The 26068-nt window shown below is 54.7% G+C and carries 23 protein-coding genes; 8 read left to right on the top strand and 15 right to left on the bottom strand.

The features are described 5' to 3' along the window. Positions 1 to 33: 33 nt before the first annotated feature. Both ggt and AUQ42_RS12335 read right to left on the bottom strand, forming a co-directional pair. Positions 34 to 1809, bottom strand: a complete 1776-nt coding sequence (ggt, locus tag AUQ42_RS12330; RefSeq protein WP_231856756.1) for a gamma-glutamyltransferase — start codon at positions 1807 to 1809, stop codon at positions 34 to 36. Between the two features lie 117 nt (positions 1810 to 1926). Beyond that, complete coding sequence (locus AUQ42_RS12335; protein ID WP_068519377.1) at positions 1927 to 2763, bottom strand: alpha/beta hydrolase; 837 nt, start codon at positions 2761 to 2763, stop codon at positions 1927 to 1929. A gap of 246 nt (positions 2764 to 3009) precedes the next feature. On the opposite strand from AUQ42_RS12335, the gene AUQ42_RS12340 reads away from it, so the two are divergent. Further along, complete coding sequence (locus tag AUQ42_RS12340; RefSeq protein WP_068519378.1) at positions 3010 to 3690, top strand: Crp/Fnr family transcriptional regulator; 681 nt, start codon at positions 3010 to 3012, stop codon at positions 3688 to 3690. 294 nt (positions 3691 to 3984) lie between these two features. Further along, a complete protein-coding gene (locus AUQ42_RS12345) occupies positions 3985 to 4359 on the top strand; it encodes a DUF423 domain-containing protein (protein WP_068519379.1) in 375 nt (124 codons plus the stop codon). 134 nt (positions 4360 to 4493) lie between these two features. Here AUQ42_RS12345 and rpmG read toward each other — a convergent pair whose 3' ends face one another. The 3 genes from rpmG to AUQ42_RS12360 all read right to left on the bottom strand — a co-directional run bounded on the left by rpmG (position 4494) and on the right by AUQ42_RS12360 (position 6899). Further along, a complete protein-coding gene (gene rpmG, locus AUQ42_RS12350; protein WP_008890790.1) occupies positions 4494 to 4661 on the bottom strand; it encodes a 50S ribosomal protein L33 in 168 nt (55 codons plus the stop codon). A 94-nt stretch (positions 4662 to 4755) separates the two neighbouring features. Then, positions 4756 to 6387: a S41 family peptidase gene (locus AUQ42_RS12355; RefSeq protein ID WP_231856757.1), complete on the bottom strand. Its 1632-nt coding sequence runs from the start codon at positions 6385 to 6387 to the stop codon at positions 4756 to 4758. Between the two features lie 71 nt (positions 6388 to 6458). After that, positions 6459 to 6899: a DUF983 domain-containing protein gene (locus AUQ42_RS12360; RefSeq protein WP_082817837.1), complete on the bottom strand. Its 441-nt coding sequence runs from the start codon at positions 6897 to 6899 to the stop codon at positions 6459 to 6461. Positions 6900 to 7085: 186 nt separating this feature from the next. Here AUQ42_RS12360 and AUQ42_RS12365 point away from each other — a divergent pair, with 186 nt between their 5' ends. Next, positions 7086 to 7868 (top strand): Hpt domain-containing protein, encoded by a 783-nt coding sequence (locus tag AUQ42_RS12365; protein WP_068519380.1) that lies wholly within the window; start codon positions 7086 to 7088, stop codon positions 7866 to 7868. Between the two features lie 87 nt (positions 7869 to 7955). Here AUQ42_RS12365 and rnr read toward each other — a convergent pair whose 3' ends face one another. The 7 genes from rnr to AUQ42_RS12400 form a co-directional block, all read right to left on the bottom strand. Next, positions 7956 to 10373, bottom strand: coding sequence for a ribonuclease R (rnr, locus tag AUQ42_RS12370; RefSeq protein WP_068519381.1), 2418 nt, complete (start codon positions 10371 to 10373; stop codon positions 7956 to 7958). A gap of 49 nt (positions 10374 to 10422) precedes the next feature. Further along, on the bottom strand, positions 10423 to 13071 hold the full coding sequence (topA, locus tag AUQ42_RS12375; RefSeq protein ID WP_068519382.1) for a type I DNA topoisomerase: 2649 nt from the start codon (positions 13069 to 13071) through the stop codon (positions 10423 to 10425). A 168-nt stretch (positions 13072 to 13239) separates the two neighbouring features. Further along, on the bottom strand, positions 13240 to 14529 hold the full coding sequence (gene dprA, locus AUQ42_RS12380; RefSeq protein WP_231856758.1) for a DNA-processing protein DprA: 1290 nt from the start codon (positions 14527 to 14529) through the stop codon (positions 13240 to 13242). Positions 14530 to 14592: 63 nt separating this feature from the next. Beyond that, complete coding sequence (gene plsY / locus AUQ42_RS12385; RefSeq protein WP_369813523.1) at positions 14593 to 15249, bottom strand: glycerol-3-phosphate 1-O-acyltransferase PlsY; 657 nt, start codon at positions 15247 to 15249, stop codon at positions 14593 to 14595. A gap of 1 nt (position 15250) precedes the next feature. Beyond that, complete coding sequence (locus AUQ42_RS12390; RefSeq protein WP_068519383.1) at positions 15251 to 16573, bottom strand: dihydroorotase family protein; 1323 nt, start codon at positions 16571 to 16573, stop codon at positions 15251 to 15253. Continuing rightward, a complete protein-coding gene (locus AUQ42_RS12395) occupies positions 16570 to 17529 on the bottom strand; it encodes an aspartate carbamoyltransferase catalytic subunit (protein WP_101246441.1) in 960 nt (319 codons plus the stop codon). Before AUQ42_RS12395 ends, AUQ42_RS12390 begins: the two co-directional genes overlap by 4 nt. A 171-nt stretch (positions 17530 to 17700) precedes the next feature. Continuing rightward, the gene (locus AUQ42_RS12400) at positions 17701 to 18624 is read right to left on the bottom strand and encodes an AEC family transporter (protein WP_068519385.1); all 924 of its coding nucleotides are present in this window, start codon (positions 18622 to 18624) and stop codon (positions 17701 to 17703) included. A 263-nt stretch (positions 18625 to 18887) separates the two neighbouring features. On the opposite strand from AUQ42_RS12400, the gene AUQ42_RS12405 reads away from it, so the two are divergent. Then, complete coding sequence (locus AUQ42_RS12405; protein ID WP_068519386.1) at positions 18888 to 19703, top strand: VOC family protein; 816 nt, start codon at positions 18888 to 18890, stop codon at positions 19701 to 19703. Positions 19704 to 19768: 65 nt separating this feature from the next. On the opposite strand, the gene ruvX is transcribed toward AUQ42_RS12405, so the two are convergent. Beyond that, positions 19769 to 20293: a Holliday junction resolvase RuvX gene (ruvX, locus tag AUQ42_RS12410; RefSeq protein WP_068519423.1), complete on the bottom strand. Its 525-nt coding sequence runs from the start codon at positions 20291 to 20293 to the stop codon at positions 19769 to 19771. Between the two features lie 282 nt (positions 20294 to 20575). Here ruvX and gatC point away from each other — a divergent pair, with 282 nt between their 5' ends. The 3 genes from gatC to gatB are packed head-to-tail and all read left to right on the top strand — an operon-like array spanning position 20576 to position 23802. Beyond that, complete coding sequence (gene gatC / locus AUQ42_RS12415) at positions 20576 to 20866, top strand: Asp-tRNA(Asn)/Glu-tRNA(Gln) amidotransferase subunit GatC (RefSeq protein ID WP_008890773.1); 291 nt, start codon at positions 20576 to 20578, stop codon at positions 20864 to 20866. Continuing rightward, positions 20866 to 22344: an Asp-tRNA(Asn)/Glu-tRNA(Gln) amidotransferase subunit GatA gene (gene gatA, locus AUQ42_RS12420; protein WP_068519387.1), complete on the top strand. Its 1479-nt coding sequence runs from the start codon at positions 20866 to 20868 to the stop codon at positions 22342 to 22344. Before gatC ends, gatA begins: the two co-directional genes overlap by 1 nt. Positions 22345 to 22347: 3 nt before the next feature. Next, positions 22348 to 23802, top strand: a complete 1455-nt coding sequence (gene gatB, locus AUQ42_RS12425) for an Asp-tRNA(Asn)/Glu-tRNA(Gln) amidotransferase subunit GatB (RefSeq protein WP_068519388.1) — start codon at positions 22348 to 22350, stop codon at positions 23800 to 23802. 254 nt (positions 23803 to 24056) lie between these two features. Here the strand turns inward: gatB and AUQ42_RS12430 are convergent, their stop codons facing one another. After that, positions 24057 to 24257, bottom strand: coding sequence for a heavy-metal-associated domain-containing protein (locus tag AUQ42_RS12430; protein WP_068519389.1), 201 nt, complete (start codon positions 24255 to 24257; stop codon positions 24057 to 24059). Positions 24258 to 24328: 71 nt separating this feature from the next. Further along, entirely contained in the window at positions 24329 to 25009 is a 681-nt protein-coding gene (locus AUQ42_RS12435) for a type 1 glutamine amidotransferase domain-containing protein (RefSeq protein WP_068519424.1), read from the bottom strand. A 106-nt stretch (positions 25010 to 25115) separates the two neighbouring features. Between AUQ42_RS12435 and AUQ42_RS12440 the strand changes: the two genes are divergently transcribed. Continuing rightward, positions 25116 to 26024 (top strand): LysR family transcriptional regulator, encoded by a 909-nt coding sequence (locus AUQ42_RS12440; RefSeq protein ID WP_068519390.1) that lies wholly within the window; start codon positions 25116 to 25118, stop codon positions 26022 to 26024. The last annotated feature ends 44 nt before the right edge of the window (positions 26025 to 26068 follow it).

The raw sequence follows: 26068 nt of genomic DNA on the forward strand, positions 1-26068 counted from the left end.
TTGTTGCATGGTGTTTTGCTACGCTTGTTTGGCCTAATTTCCGATAACCAGTCCCTCGCGGCGGGGATCGGCGCCACCAATCAATGTATCATCGGTGATCATGATGGCGTGAATGCCGGAATTAAGGTCCTGGATACTGGTTTTAAAGCCCATTGCCTCCAACTCGGGTGCAAGTGATGTGGCGGGTGTGCCCGCCTCGACATCAAATGTACCAAACCGGTTGACCAGATGGGGCATGTTGATGGCTTCTTGCGGGGACATGTTCCAATCAATCATTGCGATGAGTGACTGGGCGACATACCCGATAATGCGCGACCCGCCCGGGGAGCCGACGGCAAGGAACGGTTTGTCATCTTTCATCACGATGGTCGGGGCCATTGACGATCGCGGGCGTTTGCCCGGTTCTAGCCGGTTGGCGATGGGAACGCCGTCCTTGTGTGTGCGGAATGAAAAATCGGTCAACTCGTTATTGAGCATGAAGCCGTTCACCATAAGCCGCGAACCAAAGCCGTTTTCTATGGTTGTTGTCATCGACACGACATTGCCATAGCTGTCGACAATTGAAAAATGGCTGGTACTCGGGAACTCGATGGCTTCATCATCGGCAAGATTCATCGCATGGCTAAAGGATGGCAAACCGGCTTCGACGTTATCAAGCGAGCGCTTGCTGGTAAGCAATTTGGACCGTTCACCAAGATAGTCCTTATCGAGCAATCCACTTAACGGCATCGGGACAAAATCGATATCGGCCATATACCGGCCTCGGTCGGCAAAGGCCAGCCGCGATGCATCCCCGATCAGGCGCCAGCTTTCAGTCGCATTCGGCCCAAGCGTTGCGATGTCATATGGCTCGATCAGGCCAAGGATTTGTCCGACCGTAAGTGCGCCTGACGATGGCGGGCCCATGCCACAAACGTCATAGCCGCGATATTCGGCACAGACCGGTTGACGTTCCTTGACCTGATAATTGGCAAAGTCACGCATGGATAAAACGCCGGGGTTCCAGGTCGCGCCTTTGATTTTGGCTACAATGTCCCGTGCGATGGACCCGTAATAGAAGTTTTCAGTGCCATGTTGGGCTAGATCGCGCAGTGTGGCCGCATAATCCGGATTGCGCAGGGTTGTCCCGGCGGCAATCGGGGTGCCATTGCTGTTAAAGAAATAATTCCGTGCCGTCGGGTCGCGCGACAATTTTTCCTGATCTGCCGCGATCAATGACGCCAGGCGTTCGGAAACCGCAAATCCGGCATCCGCACGTGTGATGGCTGGTGACAGGACGACCGGCCAGTCAAGTTGCCCCCATTTTTCATGGGCCGTTTTCAGTAATGCCGGGGTGCCCGGTGTTCCAACGGACCGGCCACCGACAACCGCGTCATAGAATTTAAGCGGTTCGCCATTGTCATCCTGAAACAGGGTCGGGGTCGCATCAAGCGGGGCGGTTTCACGGCCATCAAGGGTGGTGAGAGTGCCGCTTTGTGCGTCGTAATAAACAAGAAACGCCCCGCCACCAAGGCCGGACGACTGTGGTTCAACAAGGCCCAGCATCGTTTGGACAGCAACCATGGCATCAATGGCATTGCCGCCCTGTTGCAGAATATCTGCACCAGCCTTTGCGGCATGCGGATTGGCTGCCGAAACCATCCAGTGTCGGGCGTGAATGTCTGTGCGCGGGGCGGATGTGGCGGTACCGTTTTCCGGGGCAACGGCATCGGTGGCCTGTTGGGCTGTTGCCGATGTGCTGATCGTGCCTGCGATCCCCGCCATGGCAATGACGGGAAGGATCCGGATCAATGGGAAAAGACTGTTCATGTGGGGCATGTCACCAACCTTTGTTCTGGCTAAGGTGAACATGCTCCCAGAAAATGTCTGTGATTTAAAGCCATCGTTTTGCAGCGGATAAAAAGTTCAACCACAAATGATCGATGATCATGCCGCGCTTTTGTTGCCCTTGGTGCGTTGCTGGGTCACCAGCTTGACCTGAAGCCATTCAAGCATGGTCTCGGCCACCTTTTCCCAGTTTTTATCAAGCATCATGGCGTGGTGAATATCATCAACCAGCGCATAGTCGGCGTGATATTTCCTGGCAGTGTGGTGGATCAGTTCGCTTTGAATGATTTCATCATCGTGGGCCCCGATCACCAGCATTGCCGGTGCGTCGTCCGCGGTCAGGAAAATCGGATTGGCACCCATCATATCAAGAAGTGCGCGCTGACTTTCTGTTTCCAGACGCCCGAAATAGATCATGCCTTCGTCTTCGGCGATGTCGGGCGACAGCATGGCGCGGCCCAGTCGTTCGCGCAAAAATGTGTGCGGGCCGATCGCCTGAAGCCAGGCCATCTGAAAATAAAGATCGGGCTGGGCCATCGCCATCATGGCATTGCTGGCCAGAAGGCCTTCGGGCGGGACCGATGCCATCAGAATGGCGGCTTCGGCAGTGTGCTGTTCCAGAAATTTCTGAATGATATAGCCGCCCATTGAATGGCCGATCAGCACCGGCGTTTGCCCCAGTGTGTCGACAACTTCTTCCAGATCCTCGACATAATCATCAATCGAGGCAAGACTGCGCAATTGTCGTCCGCCACTGCCACCGTGCCCTCTGAGTGAAAAGGATACGGTTTCAAATCCCTTGTCGGCAAACCAGTTCAGGAAATGCTCGTTCCAGCACCAGGCACCAGTAAAGGCCCCGTGCACGAAGACAAGCGGGTGTTTGCTTTTGGGTTTGCCCGTCGGACTGCGGCGGAAAATTTCCAGTTCTGGACTCATGCTGGGTCTCCTAAAGGAAACAGGACCAATATGTTATGAAGTCGTATGGGAAATTCTGCCAACATGTTCGCACATGCAGCATAGTCATGTCTATCGGGATGTGCTGATTTGCATCTTGTTGCAATAGATTGTCAGTGCCTGGTTGTTTGCTTATGATTGTGTTCGGGACAGTGGAAGTATCAAGAGGGGCAGCGTCACAGTTGCCAATTCGAATAACAACAACAGCGCAACATAAAGCATGGGTTCATGACCAAATTATCTGTCGTTGGCATTTTTGCGAACCTCGACGAAGACGCACTTGGGGACGTTGAACGTCACATCAATCGCAAAACATATGCAGCCGGTGCCCAGATCATCGAGCCCGAAGCAGACAGTTCAGACGTCTATCTGATTTTGTCGGGCCGTGTACGGATCGTGAATTATTCCCTGTCAGGGCGTGAAATCACGCTTGAGGAAATCGGTGCTGGCGGTTGTGTCGGTCAATTGTCCGCGATTGACGGGGAACCCAGATCGGCCTGTGTTTTTGCTGTGGATGATACGGATGTCGGGATTTTGAGCCCCGCGAACTTTGAAAAAGTTGTCAAAAGTCATCCGTCTGTGGCCTGGAATGTGATCAGCGAACTGGCGCGGATTGTGCGCACATCAACGCGCCGGATTGTCGATGTCAGCACGCTTGGTGCAAACGAACGGGTGATTGCCGAAATCCTGCGCCGGGCGCAACAGGTTTGCGATGACAAGGGGGCGGCAACCTTGTCGCCAGTACCGGTGCATTCAGAGGTGGCCGGTCGTGTAAGCACGTCGCGCGAAACCGTTGCGCGCGTGATGGGAAGTCTTGGCCGCAAGGGGCTGGTCAACAAGATTGACAGCGGATTGCATGTTCCAGATGTCCGTCGCCTTGAAGAATTCCTGAGCGAGTCCATTCACTGATCGTCTTACGGATCGTCGGTAAAATTGCCAAAAACGATGTTTCTGCTCGGAAATGTCACAAAATGAACGATTTTTCGATCAGTTGTGATGGCTGTCACAGAAATAGCGAGTATGCGCAGGTAGTAATAATCTTGTGACGGGCATTTCGATGGTCCGGCACATCTCCCCCAAGAGAGTTTACTGGCCGTACTTTTTAGTACGGCCATTTTTTTGCGTTTTCGCATGGCGATGGTGCGGATGCCTTTGTAATCTGACGCGATTATTCAGCATCATTAACGCAAAAGGATGGCAGGAATGCGGTTATCGGTTGTGATGGCGGGGCTTAACGGGGCGATGGCGGTTGCCCTTGGTGCCTTTGCTGCCCACGGGATGGCAGGGACGGATATGGAATATGCGCGAAGCCTGGTTGAGAAGGGCGCGCATTATCAGCTTGTTCACGGGGTTGCGCTGGCCGCGATTGCAGGCCTTGTGCATCATGTTCCTGACGAAAAACTTTTGCGGATTGCGGCTTATGCGATGCTGGCTGGCATCCTGTTTTTCTGCGGATCGCTTTATGTCATCGCCTTTAGCGGTATTTCCGGGTTTGGGGCAATTGCACCGATTGGCGGTGTATCGTTCATTGCAGGCTGGCTTGCGCTTGCCGCGGCGGGGTATCGCCGGTTTGCATAGCCAGGGCGGGGAATGCCATGCCCGATCCGTCGGGCTGGCGTTTTGGTCTGAAGCCTGGAAATAAAAAAAAAAGACGTGACCCGAAGGGCACGTCTTTTTTAAATCGTCCAGTAGTCCGGTTCCGAAGAACCTGATTACTTCATTTTCGCTTCTTTGAACACGACGTGCTTACGCACGACCGGGTCGTACTTGCGAAACTGGAATTTCTCGGTGGTATTCCGCGGGTTCTTCTTAACAACATAGAAGTAACCGGTATCTGCGGTGCTTACCAACTTTACGAGGATCGAAGCGGGCTTCGCCATGTCTCTGCATCCTGTGTTCAGGTGTATCTCAGGCGGCGGAACATAAAGGTTATCGCCAGAGTGTCAAGCCATTTTGGCAAAAAAGAATGCATTTTTAATGCGCGTCGAAAGTATCGGCGATTTCCTGTTGTCCGACAAAGGCGAGATTCTTGTAATCAGGGCTGTTTTTCAGCAATTCCAATGCAACTTTGATGTCAAATTCGTCATTGTTGCTGTGGGCCGGGCAGACGCTTCGAAGTTCCCGGCGGCTTTTTTCATCCCGGTAATCAAGGGTGCGCCATTTGGTCAGCATGCTGGCCGTCTGATCACGCTGTGACAGGGCGGTTGAAACCCGGTGAACCGGGGTATCATTATCATTCGATTGCGTGCAGATCGCCGGGAACAGTCCGATTCTGTCAAATGTATAGCCCGACGGGGCCGTCATCCGCGACCAGGTAAAGGTCAAGGTGCCATGGTTGGGCAAATCATTGATTGCCTGAACCGATCCTTTGCCAAAGCTGGTGGATCCGACAAGCACAGCACGATTGCGATCCTGAAGGGCCGCGGCAACCAGTTCGGCCGATGATGCGGTGCGCCCGTCAATCAGGACAATCAGCGGTGCACCCTTGGTCAGGTCGCTATTGCCGGCCCGAAACGTATGGCGGGCGGCCATGACGCGCGAAAATGTGTTGCCGATCGGGCCGTTTTCAAGGAACAGGTCGGCCACAGCGACCCCCTGTTGCAGCAAACCGCCGCGATTGCCCCGCAAATCGAGGATAACCCCCTTAAGGCCGCCATCATAAAGTTGCGCCTTAAGGATGTTGTCGCCCAATGTGCTTGCAGTTGCACTGTTGAAGCTGGTGATGCGGGCAATCAGGATATTGTCGCGGGTTTCAGCAAAAACAGTCCGGTCAATGACACGTTCGCGCATGATTTCAACCGGGACAATTGCCCGATTGTCGGCCTTGTTGATGTCGATGGTTACCCGTGTGCCTTCTTCGCCATGAAGAAGATCGGCGGTATAGGTGCTGGTCTTGCCATACATGTCTTCGCCATTGACCGCGACGATCTGATCCCCGGGATGCAGTCCGGCCTTGGCCGCCGGGCTTTCGGGATGCACCAGTTTCACCACCGGATAGCCGTCACCGCCGATAACGCGAATGCCGATGCCGATATATCCGTCACGCCGGTTGCGCGCCGTTTCGGCCTGTTTGGGGCCTTCATAGCGGCTGTAACGGTCTAGGTTGCGAATGGCGCCACTGACCAGGGCGGCCTGAACATCAAGGGTGTCGCTATTGCGCAGCACTGGTGAATAGGCCCGATAGGTACCAAGCCCGCGCAGGGTGATTTCAGACCAGATCTGGTTGCCTTCAACACTTGTCTGATCATAGTTGGTCTGCGGAAGGGCGATGGTTTGTACCGTCTTGCCGTCATATTGCAAGACGAGGTCATCCGGGGTGATATCGACCCGGATGTTGTCATCGATTTCAGACAGGCCATCAAGGGTGTTGACCAGAATCTGATCGCGGCTGATCGGATCAATATACCGGGTAGCGACAAGATCGATTGTCTGGGTAACCAGTTCGCGGGTTTGCGGATCATCCGGGGCGGTAATCCCGGCAACCTGCGGGGTGCCACAAGCCGCCTGTAAAAGGCAAAGCCCAAGCGTAGCCCCGATACGCCGCCAATGGCGCAAGCTGGTCTTAAGACAAAGGTCTTCAATGCGGGGCCGGCCAATCGTGACCAAGGGAAACATCCGACTAATTTTGGAAATCCAAGTTACTTATTCTAAAGGAAAATGTGCCCGATAGCCAATGACTATCCTTTGATGCGCATGGCCCACTGGGTGCCAAGCACCGCGCCTTTGATAAAGGGCAGGAAACCAAGGCACAGCAACACGGTCGCCGGCAGCCAGATCGACATTTGCATCCAAAGCGACGGCTTGATTGTTTGCTCCATCATCAGAACGCCGGGCACAACAATATGTCCAACCAGAAAGATGGTGAAATAGGGCGGTGCATCGTCGCAGCGATATTCACCAATCGGGTGACTGCAAACATCACATGCCGGGCGCAGTTTGAGATACCCGCCAAATGCAAGCCCGTGGCCGCAATTGGGGCACTTGCGCCGGAACCCGCGCCGAAGACCAAGCAGCAACCGCTTGCCGCTATCGGTCGGGCCGGAAAGGCTATCTTCGGTATGGGACGAGGACGTCATATCGCGAAGGGGATCGTTCTGATCGTTGTGGGGCATCGTCATGGGGCGCTTAACTCCTGTTTCTTTTCTGCCCGCACTTGATCCAAAGGGCAAAAAGGGGCATTGAAACGGTATGCCATCATCATGATGTTCAATAGCGCAAGCAAGTAAAATCGACCCGTTCTAATCACCCTATGGGCGACTTTGCGATTGTAAAGCATAATTGAATACCTGCTAAAGGAGTGCCCAATGGGAAATGCGGACGATATCGTTGCCAGTCTGAAACAGGACTTCATTGAGGACACAATTGAACGTGTTGACCGGATTGAAACAACGATTGATCGTATCGCCGGCGGAATGGATGAAGCGGGGCCGGGCATTGCGGAAATTCGCCGCGAAGCCCACACCGTCAAGGGTTTGGCCGGATCATTCGGGTTTCCCCTTGTTGGCGCAATTGCCCATCGCATGGAAGATTACATCGCCGAGCTGACCAAGATCGATGATCTGGAAGCCGCATCCCTGGTCGATTTCACCAGCTGGATTCGCGAAATCATCGAAAGCGGCACCAATCCGCAGGCCGAGGAAGAAACCCGCATCCTGCGTTCTTTGCCGACCCGCACGGTAAAAAGTGATGAAAAGGCCGAAAAATCCCACAACGGATCGGCGCAGGACAAGGAAATCCTGCTTGTGACCGCAACGGCTGTTCAGGCCCATTTTCTGCAGCGCGAATTGCGCGAACAGGGATTTCGTACCATTACCGCGCGCACTGCTGTCGAGGCCTTTGAAACAGTTGTTCAGTCCCATCCCGATGCGATCATTACCGCGGCTGTTCTTGACGGGCTGAGCGGCATTGAACTGATCCGTGCCTTGGCAGCGATGAAGACGTTGGCGGATAAAAAACTGGGCCTTCTGACAAGTTTTGATGCATCGCATCCTGATCTGGACGGGTTGCCGGGCAATGTCGCGATCATCAATAATCGTGGCAAACAGACATCCGAGCATCTGGCGAAATTCATCGCGACCATGATGTAACTGGCGTAATTTATTGTTTTTATTGCACAAAGGGCGGCCAGATGGCCGCCCTTTGTTTGTTTGCGTGTTTGTTCACGGGGGGGTTTATTAGGACTTGTCGTCGCGTTTGGCAGTGTTGCGGGTGACGCGGTTTGACGCGACCAGCTTGCGTTGCTTTTTGGGCGTCGTTTTCTTTTTGCCCTTTGACTTGGTCGCAGACGTGCCACCAGGGCCCTTGCCATCGCGCGGGCCGGAACGGAAGCCGGGTTTGCTGCCATGACGGTGGCTGCGGTCCCCTGGGCTGCTGCCCCGACGTTTGCCCTGGCCTTTGCGCCCACGTGGTCGTTCGACCAGATCGCGGGCGGTGATGTCGGCATGTTCGGCCAGTCGCAATGCCAGTGACCCGGTTGCGGCATCGGCATCGGCGATGCGGACCACAACGCTATCACCCAACTGGAACTTCTTGCCGCGATTTTGCCCGACCAGTGCGTGGCTTGCGGCATCATGGATGTAATAGTCATCGGGCAGGGTGGAAATCGGCACCAAGCCGTCTGCCCCGGTTTCATTGAGCGAAATGAACAGCCCAAAATGCGTGACCCCGGAAATCTTGCCCGGGAATTCGGCACCAACCTTGTCAGACATATAGGCCGCGACATACCGGTCGACCGCATCGCGTTCGGCCATGGCCGCCCGTCGTTCCGTGCCGGAAATGTCTTCGCCGATCTGCTCGAACCGTTCACCATCTTCGGGCGGAAGGCCGCCTTCACCCAGTTTCAAACCGGCAATCAGCGCACGATGGACCAGAAGGTCGGCATAACGGCGGATCGGGGATGTGAAATGGGCATATTTCTTCAATGCCAGGCCAAAGTGCCCTATATTATCGGGGCTATACATCGCCTGTGACTGGCTGCGCAGAACGACCGTGTTGATCAGCTCTGCCTCGGGTGTGTCCTTGGCCAGTTCCAGAATGCGGTTAAAGTCCCGCGGACGCAAAACCGATGCCTTGTTCAGCTGATAACCGGCCCCTTCAAGGAACTCGCGCAGGGCTTCAAGCTTTTCCTCGCTCGGGGCATCGTGGATGCGATACATGCAGGGCTGCTTGATGCGTTCAAGTTCCTCGGCTGCACAAACGTTGGCAGCAATCATGAATTCTTCGATCAGCTTGTGGCTGTCAAAGCGCGCACGCGGGGCAATTGCGACGATCTGGCCCTGGTCATTCAGCTCAATCTTGCGTTCGGGAACATCAAGTTCCAGAACGCCACGTTTTTTCCGCGCTTCGAGGAAGGCGTGGAAAGCGCCATAAAGCGGCTTGATGATCGTGTCGACCAGCGGCCCTGTGGTGTCATCGGGCTGACCATCCATGGCGCGCTGCACCTGATCATAGGTCAGGCGCGCCGCAGAACGCATCATGCCGCGACAGAACTTGTGACGCAGCTTGTGCCCGTGCTTGTCGAGCCACATCTCGACCGCCATACAGCCGCGATCTTCATGGGGAACCAGCGAACACCAGCCATTTGACAGCTCAAACGGCAACATCGGAACAACGCGGTCCGGGAAATAGCAACTGTTGCCGCGTTTCACCGCTTCGCGGTCAAGCGCGTCGCCCGGGCGCACATACCAGGAGACGTCGGCAATCGCGACCATGATGTGCCAGCCGCCTTCATTGGCAGGATCGGGGTCGGCTTCGGCCCAGACGGCATCATCGAAATCACGCGCGTCGGCACCATCAATGGTCACCAGCGGAATATCGCGAAGGTCGGTACGTTTGCCAAGCGGCGTGGCCTTTGATTCCCGTGCCTGAAGTTCGACTTCCGGCGGGAATTCAAACGGAATGCCACGCGCATGGATCGACACAAGGCTGATCGATTTCGGTTCGTTGATATTGCCAAGAACCTCGGTGATCCGGCCCTTGCGCAATCCGAAATGTTTGCCCGGCAGGATTTCCGTCAAAACCAGCGACCCGGCCTCAAGATCGGGATGATCATCAAGCGGCACTGCGATTTCGCCGCTATCCTTGCGATCGGTGGGCACAACGCGACCTTCGCGTTCATTGGGGCGGTAAAGTCCCAAAACGCGCTGTGGACCGCTTCCAAGGACCCGCATGATGCTGGCTTCGTAGGTTTGCTTGCCGGTATAGCGCAGCTTGGCCAGGATCTTGTCACCGATGCCAGGCGCACTTGGCCCGCCACGTCGGATCGATTTGACGACAATCTGGGGCGGTTCGTAGTCATGTTTCCAGACATTCGGCTTGGCCAGAACCTCGCCATCATCGTCGATGCCGGTAATTTCAAGCACCTCGACCGGGGGCAGACGGTCGGGTTTGTCAAACCGTCTGCGTCCCTTGACGACATCGCCGCCGATTTTCAGTTCCTTGAGGATTTTTTTAAGCTCGATCTTGGCTGCACCCTTGATGTTAAAGGCGCGCGCAATTTCGCGCTTGCCCACCGGGGTGGGGCTCACATCGATGAATTCGATGATTTCTTCCCGGGTCGGGAAGTGTTTTTTGTCTTCTGTATCGTTCGCCAACTTCGCGGCGTCCTTTCACTTAATTTCCACTGAAAAGGAAAGCGGCAGATTAATCTGCCGCCGCCTTTTTCGTGGTTGTCTTCTTTGCTGCGGTTTTCTTTGCAGCCGTTTTCTTTTTCGCGGGGGCTTTTTTCTTTGCCGTCGCGGTTTTGGTTGCCGTTTTCTTGGTCGCGGCTTTTGATGTTTTGCCCGACTTGGCTTCCTTTTCCTTGATGGCCTTTATCGCCATCTCAAGGGTGATGTCATCGCGTTCAACATCGCGGATGTTGGCGATGGTCTTTTTGTGTTTCACAAACGGACCCCAACGACCAACTGCGACAAAGATCGGTTCGTTGTCATCGGGATGTTTGCCGATTTCCTTGCCGGCTTTTTCGCGCTTGTCCGCGATCAGGGCGATGGCCCGGTTTTCACCAATGGTCAGCACGTCATCATCGGCCTTAAGAGACGCAAAGATGCTGCCGGCCTGAACATAGGGACCAAAACGTCCGATATTGGCTTTCATTTCCTCGCCGGTATCGGGGTAAATCCCGACCACGCGCGGAAGTGTCAGAAGCTCTTCGGCCTTGGTCAGGTCGACGACCGATGGCTCCAGCCCCTTGGGCAGGGAGGTACGTTTCGGTTTGACCTTTTTGGGTTTGCCGTTCTTGCCTTCGACTTCTTCTTCTTCACCAAGCTGAACATAAACCCCGTACGGGCCTTTGCGCAGGGTGATTTCCTTGCCGGTTTCCTTGTCGATGCCCAGAACCTTGGGTCCGGCATCAAGTTCGGAATCATTGCCATTTTCATTGGCAACCAGCGGCCGGGTGAAGTTGCAGTCCGGATAGTTCGAGCATCCCAGGAATGCACCGAACTTGCCCAGCTTCAAGCTTAGGGTGCCATCAGAACATTTCGGGCATTTATGCGGATCGGTGCCGTCTTCACGCGGCGGGAACAGATAATTTTCAAGCATCACCTGAAGCGCATCAAGCACATCGGTGATTTTCAGTTCCTTGGCCTCGTCGACATTGCCTTTGAATGATTTCCAGAAGTCACGAAGCACTTCTTTCCAGGCAAGGTTGCCGGTCGAGATTTCATCAAGCTGGTTTTCAAGATCGGCGGTGAAGTTGTACTGAACATAGCGTTCAAAGAACTTCGACAGAAACGCAGTGACAAGGCGACCACGGTCCTGTGCGACAAAGCGGCGCCGTTCAAGCAACACATAGTTGCGATCCTGAAGAACCGAAATGATCGATGCATAGGTCGACGGACGGCCGATGCCAAGTTCTTCCATCTTCTTGACCAGGCTCGCCTCGGTATATCGGGGCGGGGGCTGGGTGAAGTGCTGGTCGATGCTGACTTTGCCAAGGTTGGGTTTCTGACCTTCCTTAAGCGGCGGCAGACGACGATCATTTTCGTCCTCGGCCTCGTCATCCTTGCCTTCCTGATACAGTTTCAGGAAGCCGTCAAATTTCACAACCGAGCCGTTGGCACGCAGAACAACGTGATTGTCATTCGATGACAGGTCGACTGCAACCTGATCAAAGCGGGCGTCTTCCATCTGGCAGGCAACGGTACGTTTCCAGATCAGGGTGTAAAGTGCCAGCTGGTCCTTATCAAGGTGGCGCGCCACCTGATCGGGGCGGCGGAACAGATCGGTCGGACGAACCGCTTCGTGGGCTTCCTGTGCGTTCTTTGCCTTGTTGGCAAAGCTGCGCGCACTGGCCGGAAGGTAGGCATCCCCGTAATCCTTGCCAATAAGGCGGCGTGCAGCAGCCAGTGCTTCCTGCGAAAGAACCACGGCATCAGTACGCATATAGGTGATCAGACCAACAGTTTCACCGCCGATATCAACCCCTTCATACAGGCGCTGGGCAAGCTGCATGGTGCGTTTTGCCCCAAAGCCAAGCTTGCGCGATGCTTCCTGTTGCAGGGTCGATGTGGTGAAAGGCGGCTGCGGACGACGTTTGACGTCCTTGCGCTCAACCTTTGAGACCGCGTAGCTTCTGCTTTCGACCTTTTCCTTGGCGATCTTGGCGGCGTCTTCGTTGCCAAGCGCCAGTTTATCAAGCTTTTCGCCGTTCAGATGCGTCAGGCGTGCGGTAAAGTTGCCTTCGGGAACGGCAAAGCCGGCCTCAAGCGACCAGTATTCGTCGGGTTTGAAGGCCTCGATCTCGATTTCACGTTCGCAAATCAGACGCAGGGCAACCGACTGCACACGGCCAGCCGAACGTGAACCCGGAAGTTTGCGCCACAGAACCGGCGACAGGTTGAAGCCCACAAGATAATCAAGCGCACGGCGCGCCAGATAGGCATCAACCAGTTCCTGATTGAGTTCACGCGGATTGGCGATGGCGTCCGTGACGGCCTTCTTGGTGATCTCGTGAAACACGACGCGGTGCACATCACGCCCGCGGAGCAATTTTTTCTGCTCGAGAACTTCAAGAATATGCCACGAAATAGCTTCCCCTTCGCGATCCGGGTCAGTCGCGAGATAGATGGTGTCGGAGTCACGGGCCGCTGCGGCAATCTCGCGGATCTGCTTTTCCGATCGTCCATCCGTTTCCCAGACCATCGAAAAATCATTGTCGGTATCGACTGATCCGTCCTTGGACGGCAGATCGCGGATGTGACCGAAAGAGGCCAGCACCTTATAATCATCACCGAGATATTTGTTGATCGTCTTGGCTTTGGCCGGGGATTCGACGATGACAAGATTCATTACGTTTTTCGTGTCCGGTTCTTGCGCCCGAAGGCGATATTTATGTTGTGCTTCAATTAACCCGAATGCGAGACGCACATATATATAGTGTGTCTGTATTTCAAATCAGATTGCGCAAATTGCGGCAAATCACAACAATATTTGTCACGCCGAAATCCGACGCGACTCTCATTTGGCGATACGCGATACCCTATTTCCGGGGTGACGTTCAACCCTTCCTGCAAGTTCGAGTTCAATCAAAATTGTTGAAACCCGGTTTGCCGACAGCTTTGACGTGCGGATAAGTTCGTCAATCAGAAGGGGCGAAGTCGACAGCAAATCAATCACTTTGTCATTGTCATCAATATCGGTTCCGCCATTGGTATGCGTCGCGGTTTCCTGCGCGTTTGCAATGTCCTGATGCCCCTGTTTTGCGCCGGAAAATTCGGCGTCATGTTCAAGGGATCTGATAATGTCATCATAAGTGCCCTGTATGTGATCGGGCTCACTGTTGCGACCGTCTGTGTTGAATTGATGAAAACTTTCAAAAAGCTGTGTGTTTTTTTCTGCCGACCTCACGGCATCAAGAATCACATCCGCAGAGTCGCATAAAATTGCACCATCCCGGATCAGACTGTTTGGTCCGGCCGCCCGCGGGTCGGTCGGTGATCCCGGAACCGCAAAAACATCGCGCCCCTGATCGGCGGCAAAGCGCGCGGTAATCAGCGACCCGGAATTGCGCCCGGCCTCTATGACAACGGTTCCGTGTGCAAGGCCCGATATGATCCGGTTTCGCCGCGGGAAATGGCGTGCTTGCGGTTTAAGGCCCGGCGGCATTTCCGATATCACCAGACCATCCTGACAAAGCTGTTCATAAAGCGCGCGATGTTCGCGCGGATAAATGACATCAACACCCCCGCCAAGGACCGCAATTGTACCGCCGCCCGTTTTGCCACCCGTGGTTCGGGCGGCATTGAGTGCGGCCTCGTGCGCGGCCCCGTCAATGCCGCGTGCCATTCCCGATGCCACGACATATCCGGCCGATACCAGTTCGTGACTTATTTTGCGTGCAAAACCGCACCCATTGGCAGATGCATTGCGCGCACCAACAATCCCGATCGCAGATTGCGCCAAAAGTTCCAGGCGACCGATGGCATAAAAATAGGGCGGGGCATCTTCAATACGGGCCAGAAGGATGGGATATTCCGGGTCGCCAAAAATCACCGGTTTTGCGTGACTTTGTTTTGCCAGTTCGATTTCGGCAACCGTGTCATCACGACTGGCAAGGGTGATTTTGCGAACAGTTCCCGAATGACGGCCAATGTCTGGCAGTGCATCGATGGCATTGCGTGCAGACCCGAACCGTTCAAGCAATTTGCGAAATGTCACCGGGCCAATATTGGTGCTGCGCGCAAGCCGCATACGGGCAAGGCGTTCGGATTGTGCCAATCGTGCCGGTTGTTGATCGCTAAAATGCATAACGCCCGGATTGTGATCATCCGGGCGTTGTTTCGTCAAGTTATTCAAAAGAAAGGAACGGGATCAGACCGTCTGGCTATCTTGTTCTGCTTCTTTCTTTTTCTGTCCAATCTTGGGTTCTTCACCCCGAAGCAGACGACCGATATTGGCGTGATGTGCTGCCCAGACAATCACAGCCAGAAATACCCCAAGCCATCCGGCACCCTGATCATTGGCGATGAAGAAGGCGGCAAGCGGGGCGGCGATCATTGCAATCAATGCCGAAAGCGACGAAATGCGGAAAATCAGCGCCATGACAAGCCACGTCAAAGCAGCACACAGACCCATTATCCAGTTAACAGCCGCAAGGGTGCCAAGCGTCGTTGCAACGCCTTTACCGCCCTTGAAGCGCAGCCAGATCGGGAACATGTGGCCGATAACCGCAGCACCACCGGCAAAGATACCCTGTTCAACGCCCGAAAGATGGGTAAAGAGCAGGGCGGCAAACGCGCCTTTGCCCGCATCCCCGATCAGGGTCAGGAACGCCAGTCCCTTGCGCCCGGTGCGAAGCACGTTGGTTGCACCGATATTGCCCGAACCGATCTTGCGGATATCACCAAGGCCGGCCATCCGGGTCAAAACCAGACCGAACGGGATCGAGCCAAGCAAATAGCCGCAAACCGTCGCAATTTGCAGGGACATCAACATGGCTTTGTAGCCTTCATCGAGTGCCTGTTCCATATCAGGAGCCTTCCGTGAAAACTTCGCGGCCATCAATCAGGGTCCGCAAAACGCGGCCCTGTGTCAGGCGACCGTCAAAAGGTGAGTTCTTTGATTTCGAATGGAACTGATACGGATCGATTTTCCACGGACGATCCGGATCAAACACCACCAGATCCGCCGCCGTTCCCTCGGCAAGGGTTCCGGCACCCTTGATGCGGACAAGATCCGCCGGAACGCGTGTCAGTTTGGTGATGACATCAAGCAACGACATATGGCCGTTGTGATAAAGTTCAAGCGAAATGGGCAGAAGCGTTTCAAAACCAACTGCACCCGCCGCCGCCTGTGCGAAAGGCAGGCGCTTTGAGTCCGCATCTTGCGGATTGTGATCGGATGCAATGGCGTCAATGGTGCCATCTGCCAGACCGGCCACGATCGCCTGACGGTCATCTTCTGATCGCAGGGGCGGGGACAATTTGGCAAATGTCCGGTAATCGGACACCGAATTCTCGTTCAAGGCGAAATAGGGCGGTGCCGTATCGCAGGTTACTTTCAGACCGCGTTTCTTGGCCTTGCGAATGACCTCAACCGACTCCCCGGTCGAGATATGGGCAAAATGAAGCCGCCCGCCGGTCATTTCAGCCAAACGCAAATCACGTTCGATCTGCATGACTTCCGCCAGCGGCGATACCCCCGAAAGACCCAGACGGGTGGCAAGTTCGCCACTGTTCATTGATGCGCCCTTGGACAATTCCGGCTCTTCCGGATGCTGGACGATCATGCCGTCAAAGAAGGTGGAATATGAAAGTGCCTGGCGCAGCAGGCGGGCACTGGCGATTGTTTTGACACCATCACAGAACGCGACCGCACCTGCCTGATGCAGAAGTCCCATTTCGGTGATTTCCTTGCCTTCGATGCCCTTGGAAACCGCACCATAGACAAACACCTTGGCCAGGCCGACCTTGCGCGCGCGTCGTGCAATGAATTCGACACCGGCAACATCATCAATGACCGGATCGGTATTGGGCAGGGCGATGATCGTGGTCACCCCGCCAATGGCCGCAGATTTGCCAGCCGTTTCTATGGTTTCCTGATGCTCGAAACCCGGTTCACGAAGCTGGGCACGCATGTCCACCAGACCCGGGGCAAGGCAAGCACCGCCAAGGTCAATGATTTCAAATCCTTCAGGAACGGTGTCCTTGGTGACTTCCGCGCCGGATTTGGCAATCGTGTCATCCTGGATCAGAAGGCCGCCCATGCCATCGGTCTGTGCGACCGGGTCGATCAGACGGGCATTGATAAAGGCCTTTTTACCTGCGCCTTTGGCGCGAATGGCGGGGCTCATGCCTGACCTCCCATCTTTCTGTGGTTCTGGACAAGCAATTCCAGTGCTGCCATGCGAACGGCAACACCCATCTCGACCTGTTCACGAATGACCGATCGTTCGACGTCATCGGCAACTTCGCTGTCGATTTCCACGCCACGGTTCATTGGGCCGGGATGCATGATCAGGGCGTCGGGTTTGGCATTGGCAAGCTTGGCGCGATCAAGGCCATGGAAATGGAAATATTCGCGGACGGACGGGATAAAGCTTCCTTCCATGCGTTCAAGCTGAAGACGCAGCATCATGACGATGTCGCAGTCTTTCAAACCTTCTTCCATGTCGTGGAAAATCTCGACGCCCATGCGATCGATCTTTGACGGGATCAGGGTGGGCGGGGCTACAAGCCGCACCCGCGATCCCATGGTATTGAGAAGCAGGATGTTTGACCGCGCCACGCGCGAATGGGCGATATCGCCGCAGATCGCGACATTCAGACGGTGCAAGCGTCCCTTGTGACGGCGGATGGTCAGGGCATCAAGCAGGGCCTGCGTCGGGTGTTCGTGGCGACCATCCCCGGCATTGAGAACCGCACAATTGACCTTTTCACTCAGCAACTTGACCGCGCCACTATCGGCATGGCGAACCACAAGGGCATCCGGGTTCATCGCATTGAGCGTCATGGCGGTGTCAATCAGGGTTTCACCCTTTTTGACCGAACTGGTGCCCACCGTCATGTTGATGACATCCGCACCAAGCCGTTTGGCGGCAAGTTCGAATGACGTCAATGTACGGGTGGAGTTTTCGTAAAACAGATTTACAACCGTGGCACCGGCCAGAATATTGCTGGTCTTGTCAGCAGAGCGGTTCTTTTCCGCGTAATGCTGTGCCCGATCAAGAATAAGGGTGATTTCCCCGGGGGTGAGACCCTCGATACCGAGGAGGTGTGGGTGCGGATAGTGATCCGCCGCTGGTCCCATGACGCTCATGGCGTTGCACATTTCCCTTGGATGGTCTGGAAAAAATTTCGCGCGGAGCATAACGAATTGCCCGTGTGACGAAAAGGTAAATATTCCAAAGAATGGTGTGATTTCATGCCGAAAACCTGACTGTCCGGTCAGGTTTTCCGGGGGATTTTCATGATCGCTGGATCAAACCACATGCATCAGAACGGCAATGATCGGCATGGTGATGATCGCGGCAAGGGTGTGGACCGTGATGATACTGGCCATCATCTGTGCATCACCGCCCATCAGGCGCGCCAGGACATAGGCACTGGCTGAACAGGGAAGGGCGGCATAAAACACCACAGCCGCACTTTCGATCCCCGGCAACCCGAGCGCCAGACAAAGTCCGGCCGCAATGGCCGGGCTGGCAACCAGTTTGCCAATGGTCGAAATGCCGACCGGAAAACCGGCATTGCGCGCAGCCTTGAGATCAAGACCGGCCCCGACAGCAAGCAACCCGATGGGCAGGGCCGAGCGGCCAAGAACTTCAAGAAACGGGCCAATCACCGGGGGCAGGCCAATTCCGGCAACATTAAACAGGCTGCCCAGCACGCAGGCGACCAGAAGCGGGTTCTTTGCAACATCACGAAGCAGCGACAGCAAACCCGGTTTGCGGTCATTTTCCCCCCAATGGGCACAGGCCAGAACCGATATGACATTGACCGTCGGAACAACCAGCGCGACACAAAGTGCGGTTACCGTCAGTCCAGCCGTTCCCAAAAGGGCGGCCGCAACAGCAAGCCCGATATAGGTATTGGGGCGGATCGCCCCCTGAACCAGGGATGAAAATGCCGCGGGACTGACCTTCAGAACCGGTTTCAGAGCCATGATCAGGATGGTGCAAATCGCAACAGTTCCCAGCATTGCGCTGGCAATCCCCAGTAACGGCAAACTGCCGAGATCGGCCTTGGCAGTGTTGGAAAACAGCAGGGCCGGGAACGTCACGAAATAGGTCAGCTTTTCCGCGCCGGGCCAGAATGCGTCAGGCAGGAACTGACGTTGACGCAGGCCATAGCCCAGAACAATCAGGGCGAATGTCGGCAGCAGGGCGGAAAGAATGGCGATCATGAACGGACCTTTTGAACGAAAAGCACAGGTCATGCTTTGGCGCGACGCGCCGGGTGACCCCGTATGTTGTCGGACAAAAATGTAATCACTGCAAGCGATTGAATTGTGCTGTGCGCCAGCTGACTTTAATTCAGCTAAATGGGAGTTGTTCTTTGTTGCCAAAGCATAATGTGATAGTCAGCACATCTATAAGAGTGCGGCAGCGATAAACTGAATTCAATCTAAAGCTGTCCGGACCGCCACCAATGCCACGAGGGGACGCCATGTCGCGCGCGATTGATCATCTTGTTCTGTGTGTGAATGATCTTGAAGCGGCAATTGCTGCTTATTCCCAGCTTGGATTTAAAGTAACGCCGCGTGCAACCCATCCGTTTGGAACGGGCAATGCGCTGATCCAGCTTGACGGCATGTATATCGAATTGCTTGCTGTTGTTGATCCGGACAAGATTACCGAAACCGATCTGTCTGTGCCGTTTTCATTTCCGATCTATAACCGTGATTATCTGCGCCATCGCCAGGGCATGTCGATGCTTGCCCTTCAGTCGCGCGATGCCGAAAAGGATCGCGAAGAATTCATTGCGGCCGGGGCAGCTGTGCCGTCGGTATTTCATTTTGAACGCGATGCGCTAACCCCGTCGGGCGATACGGTGGGCGTTGCCTTTTCACTGGCCTTTGCCAACCATCCGTTGCTCCGCCATGCGGTGTCGTTTGTTTGTCAGCATCGCCATCCGCCACAGAATTTCTATTTCCCGGAATATCAATCCCATCCCAACGGTGCCAAGGCGATCGGAAAGGTCGTGCTTAGTCACTGGGCGGCGGACGCCGTGCGCGATTTTTACGAGGCCATCGGGATCGATCATTTGGTCGACGCCCTTCACAGTGACGAGCTGATTGCCAAATACGGTTTTGATGATACCGATTTTCCGACGGACGGTTTCGCCGGGTTCGAATTGATTGTCGATGATCTGTCCCGGATTTCCGAAGCCGCGCTGTCACTTGGCGCGGTTCAGAAAAAAGGCCAGATTATCCTGCCGCCATCGAAGTTCTTTGGCGTGATGGTCGTCATCAAGTCGAAATGACGTACAAAAAAAGCTGCCGGGCGAACCTGGCAGCTTTTTGATCTTGTTGTGTGACCGATCTTAAATCAGTCTTCGTCTTCATCGAACGCGTCTTCATCGGGTTCGGCATTTTCGCCGGGATCGGTGTGACGGTTAAGATGGTCCAGCGCGCCCTGAAGAATATAGGCCGCCGCCGTTTTATCGACGACTTCCGCACGACGTTTACGGGTCATGTCGACTTCTTCGATCAGGATACGTTCAACCGCATTGGTCGACAGACGTTCGTCCCACATCAGAACCGGAAGATCGATGTATTTTTCCATCTCGTCGACAAAGGCATAGACACGGTGGCATGCCTTGCCGATCGAACCGTCAAGTTCACGCGGGAAGCCGATGATGATGCCGCCGACATTCTGCTTGTCGATGATCGATGACAGCTGTGCGATATCGCGGGTGAATTTCTTCCGCGAGATCAGCTCATAAGGTGAAGCGATCTGCAGCCCGACATCTGAAAGGGCCACGCCAATGGTTTTGGTGCCAAGGTCCAGGCCCAAAACGCGCGCTGCTGGTGGTAAGAACCGCAGCAATTCCTGAGTATCATTGCAAATCATGGCGACCTTATAGGCGTGTTGATTGGAAAACACCAGCCGAATTGCCGCGATGGCAATGCAATTCAGACATGCCTGATTGTAACGTCATTTGGCACTGCTTGCGGGCATTTTTATCGCCAGATCGCGCCCGGATGAACAATGATCGCCGATGTCGCGCATTTAGGCCGTTTGCGGCCCTTGCGATAGGGGCGGCGGGGTGCTAGTTTCCGCGCTGTAATTCAAGTTCTGGCAGATTTCGTATCTGCCGGGTTTTTTGTCATTCCTTAAGAGAGACTTTCATCCATGTCGTCTTTGGATAAGGAAACAGTTCGCCGTATTGCCTATCTGTCACGTATCAACGTGTCCGAAGAAGGCCTGTCCGAACTGGCGGGAGATTTGACCCGTATCCTCGATTTCGTCGAGGAACTGCAAGAAGTTGATGTCGAGGGTTGCGAACCGCTGACCTCGGTTGCCGATCTTACCCTGCCGCTGCGCAAGGATGAAGTCACCGATGGCAACATCCAGCAAAAAGTGCTGTCGAATGCACCGATGACCGATGCTGGCTGTTTTGTTGTGCCCAAGGTGGTTGAATAATGACTGATCTGACAAAGCTGACACTTGCAGAAGCCCGCGACGGGCTTGCAAAGGGTGAATATACTTCGGTCGAACTGACCGAAGCGCACCTGAAATCGATGGAAGCACATCGCAATCTGAACGCTTACATCACCGAAACCCCGGAAAAGGCCATCGAAATGGCCAAGGCATCCGATGCCAAGCGCGCCAAGGGCGAAGCTGGCAAAATGGAAGGCCTGCCGATTGCGGTCAAGGATCTGTTCTGCACCGAAGGTGTCCAGACCACGGCGGCGTCGCATATCCTCGAAGGGTTCAAACCTGAATATGAATCCACTGTCACCAGCAAGCTGTTTGAAAATGGCGCGGTGATGCTGGGCAAGGCCAACCTTGATGAATTTGCCATGGGGTCGTCAAATACGTCTTCCTATTACGGCAATGCAATCAACCCGTGGAAAGGCAAAGACGGCAAGGACCTGGTTCCCGGTGGTTCGTCGGGCGGTTCTGCGGCTGCTGTTGCTGCCAACATGGCGCTTGCGGCAACCGGTACCGACACCGGTGGTTCGATCCGCCAGCCGGCATCCTATTGCGGTATTGTCGGTTTGAAGCCGACCTATGGCCGTTGCTCGCGTTGGGGTATTGTTGCCTTTGCAAGTTCGCTTGATCAGGCCGGCCCGATGACCAAAACCGTTCGTGACGCGGCAATCATGCTGGGTTCGATGGCCGGTCACGATGCCAAGGACAGCACGTCTGCGCCAATGGCGGTTCCGGATTTCGAAGCTGCCCTGACGGGTGACATTCGCGGCATGAAAATCGGTATTCCGAAAGAATACCGTGTTGATGGCATGCCCGAAGAAATCAGCAAGCTGTGGGACGATGGTGTTGCCATGCTGCGCGATGCGGGTGCCGAAGTGGTCGATGTGACCCTGCCGCACACTAAATATGCGCTTGGCACCTATTATATCGTGGCCCCGGCAGAAGCATCTTCGAACCTCGCACGTTATGACGGTCTGCGTTATGGCCAGCGTGTCATGGATGAAGGCGACAGTCTTGATGACATGTATATGAAGTCGCGCGCAGCCGGTTTCGGCAAGGAAGTCCAGCGCCGCATCATGATCGGCACCTATGTGCTTTCGGCTGGTTACTATGACGCCTATTACAACAAGGCGCTCAAAGTCCGTCGTCGCATTTACGAAGACTTCGCCAATGCCTTTGGCACGGTTGACACCATTCTGGCGCCGACCGCACCGTCGGCGGCGTTCGCCATCGGTGAAAACGAAGGCGATCCGGTCAAGATGTATCTGAACGACGTCTTCACCGTTCCGGCAAGCCTTGCTGGTCTTCCGGGCCTGTCGCTTCCGACCGGTCTGTCGTCCGAAGGACTTCCGCTTGGCCTGCAGCTGATTGGCAAGCCGTTTGATGAAGAAACCGTTCTGCGTGTCGGTGGTGTGCTTGAAAGTGCCGCCAACTTCACCGCAAAACCGTCCGGGCTGGAGGGTTAATCCATGAGCTATGTGATTGAAGGTTCGACCGGCCCGTGGGAAATCGTTGTCGGTCTGGAAGTTCACTGTCAGGTGATTTCCGAGTCCAAACTGTTTTCCGGCGCATCGACCAAGTTCGGGAACGAACCGAACACCAATGTCAGCCTTGTTGACGCGGCGATGCCGGGCATGCTTCCGGTTGTTAATGCCCAGTGCGTGCGTCAGGCCGTTAAAACCGGTCTGGGTCTTAAGGCCAAGATCAACAAGGAAAGCGTTTTTGCCCGCAAAAACTATTTCTATGCCGATCTGCCGCAGGGCTATCAGATTTCGCAGTTTGACAAACCGATTGTCGGCGAAGGCACGATCATTCTTGATATGCCCGATGGTTCGACCAAGTCGGTTGGCATCGAACGTCTGCATCTTGAACAGGATGCCGGCAAGTCGATGCATGATCAGGACCCGAAATATTCGCATATCGACCTGAACCGTTCGGGCGTGGCGCTGATGGAAATCGTGTCCATGCCAGATATCCGGACCCCGGAAGAGGCCGGTGCATACCTGACCAAGCTGCGTGCAATTGTGCGTTATCTTGGTACGTGTGACGGCAACATGAACGAAGGTTCTATGCGTTGCGATGCCAACGTTTCGGTCCGTCGTCCGGGCGAGCCGTTCGGCACCCGTTGCGAGATCAAAAACGTCAACTCCATCCGTTTCGTGATGCAGGCGATCGAGATCGAAGCAAAACGTCAGGTCGAAGTTCTGGAAGCCGGCGGTGAAATCGTTCAGGAAACCCGCCTGTATGATCAGCGTCTGGGTGAAACCCGTTCGATGCGGTCCAAGGAAATGGCACATGATTATCGCTATTTCCCGGATCCGGATCTGTTGCCGCTTGTCTTCGATGATTCTTTCATCTCGGAAATCGAAAAAGAGCTGCCGGAACTCCCGGACGAGAAAAAAGCCCGCTTCATGCGTGAAAACGGTCTGTCGGCATATGATGCCGGTGTTCTCGTTGCGGAAAAGGAAAAGGCTGATTACTACGAAATCGTCGCCAAGGGCCGTGACGGCAAACTGGCTGCGAACTGGGTGATCACCAACCTGTTTGGCGCGCTGAACAAGGCAGAAGTCGGCATCGCGGACAGCCCGGTTTCGGCTGAAAACCTTGGCAAGCTGATCGATCTGATTTCCAATGACACCATTTCGGGCCGTATCGCCAAGGATGTCTTTGAAATCATGATCGAAACCGGTGATGATCCTGAAAAGATCGTCGAGGAAAAAGGTCTTAAGCAGATCACCGATACCGGTGCCATCGAAGGGGCGATTGACGAAGTCATCGCAGCCAACCCCGACAAGGTACAGGAAATCCGTGACGGCAAAGACCGCATGCTGGGCTGGTTCGTTGGTCAGGTCATGAAGGCCACCGGCGGCAAAGCCAACCCGGGCATGGTCAACAAGCTGCTGCGTGACAAGATCCTTGGCTGATTAATCATCAGACCATTGAAAAAGCCGCCCTGATCGGGCGGCTTTTTTTGTATGAGGAATGCCTGGTCGCGGTGCGCTCATGGTGATAATGCTGCCAGGGGGGGGCATTGGTCCGCCCGGCAACATGCTGCATCATTCATGCCCGCGGTGATGGGCCGGTTGGCGGTGAGTGAATAAAAAAGCCGCCTGTATCATGATCATACAGGCGGCCTTGACGTTCGGGTGGGGGGAGACACGAACGTTGATGGTATTGATCAGCTGGTTACGGACGCGGGATAACCTGCATCGGTGATCGCTGCGATCAGGGCGTTGACATCCGCGGTGCCGGAAACGGCAATTTCACCAGATTCCAGATCAACCTTTGCGCTTTCGACGCCGCTGACCTTGGTGGCGGCTGCGGTCACTGCATTGGCGCAGTGGCCACAGCTCATTTTTTCGACCTTCAGTTTTACCATTTGAATACTCCATAAAACCGGTATCTATGCCTGCAGTATGAAGGTTCCAGTAGATGGAAGGTCAAGCAGTTTTATGCGGACAAAAGTTTGATAACTTCGTCTGCGGTTGCGTCGCTTGATGCCGGGTTCTGTCCGGTAACAAGTTTGCCGTCAACCACAGCAAATGGCGCCCACATTTCACCACGTTCATAGGTGCCGCCATGTTTCTTGAATTCGTCTTCAATCGACAGCGGAACCACCTTTTCAAGGCCGACAGCCTTTTCTTCGTCATTGGTAAAGCCGGTGACACGTTTGCCCGCAACAAGCGGCTTGCCATCAGCTGTTTTGGCATTCACCAACGCAGCAGGGCCGTGGCAAACAGCGGCGACCGGTTTGTTCTGTGCGACGAATGCTTCGATCAGGGCAATTGATTTTGCATCGGTTGCAAGATCCCAAAGCGGGCCATGCCCACCCGGATAGAACAATGCGTCAAAATCATCTGCCTTAAGGCCGTCAAGCGTGACGGTGTTTTCAAAGGCCTGTTTGGCGGCCGCATCTTTTTCAAAGCGTTCGGTCGCTTCGGTCAGGGCATCGGGAACCAGACTGTTGGGGTCCAGGGGCGGCTTGCCGCCTTTGGGCGATGCCACGGTGATTTCCGCACCGGCATCGAGAAAACGGAAATAGGGGGCTGCAAGTTCTTCTAGCCAGATACCGGTCTTGTGGCCGGTATCACCCATGCGGTCGTGCGACGTCGTAATCATCAAAATACGCATCAAATCCTCCATGCGCTGATTTCATTTGCCATGATCGTAACTGGCTGACAAAATTTGCGTAAGCGTGAATTATTGAACAGATTGTCAAATTAATTGAGCATATTAAATGTCGGCACTTGATGAAGTCAGAGCAATGATGATCTTTGCGCGCGTGGTCGAGGAGGGCGGGTTTTCGGCTGCTGCGCGCAAGATGGGGCTTAGTCGCGCGGCCATTTCACATCAGATCCGCCAGCTTGAAGCCAAACTTGGCGTGCCGTTGCTGCGCCGAAGCACCCGCACATTCAGCATCACGGATGCCGGTGAACGGTATTACGACAGTTGTCGCACCATCATGTTGGAGGCCGAAGCGGCCCGCAAACGGGTCGAGGAATTGCGTGATGAACCTGTTGGCAAGATTTCAATTACATCTTCGGTACATCTTGGCAATTTGCGGATCGTTCCGATCTTGAACCGGTTCCGCCGGACATATCCCAGCGTCGCAATTGATGTGCATCTGAGTGACGATGTTGTTGATCTGATTGGTATGGGCATGGATATCGGCATCCGGTCAGGACCGCTGAAAAGTTCCGATCTCAAAAGCTTCAAGCTTTATCAAACACGTCGCATTGTCTGCGCCAGCCCGGACTATCTTGATCGTGCGGGGCATCCGCAAAAGATTGACGATCTCGCCCTGCATGATTGGGTGATGTATAGCCGCATCCCGGAAACCCTGACCATGACCTGCAACGGTATAGAACAGAAAGTCCGGGTCAACGGTCATGTCCGCGTTGATAATGCCACGGCGCGGTTACAGTTCCTTCGGGGCGGGCACGGCATGGCTGTTGTACCGCTATGCGATGTTCAGGATGATCTTGAGCGCGGGGATCTGGTCCGAATTCTCCCTGACTGTATTCTGCCGGATTTGCAGGTTTATGCCGTTTATCCTGCCGGTGTAACGCGCAGCGCCAAAGTCCAGGCATTGCTGGAATTCATGCGCCGCGAATTGCGTGACATCGATATTTCACGGAATGGATGACGGTGCAATCATCGCCATATTGATCAATTGTGCCTGATCGGCTA

The organism is Thalassospira sp. MCCC 1A02491 (genome assembly GCF_001613785.1).
Taxonomy (GTDB): domain Bacteria; phylum Pseudomonadota; class Alphaproteobacteria; order Rhodospirillales; family Thalassospiraceae; genus Thalassospira; species Thalassospira povalilytica.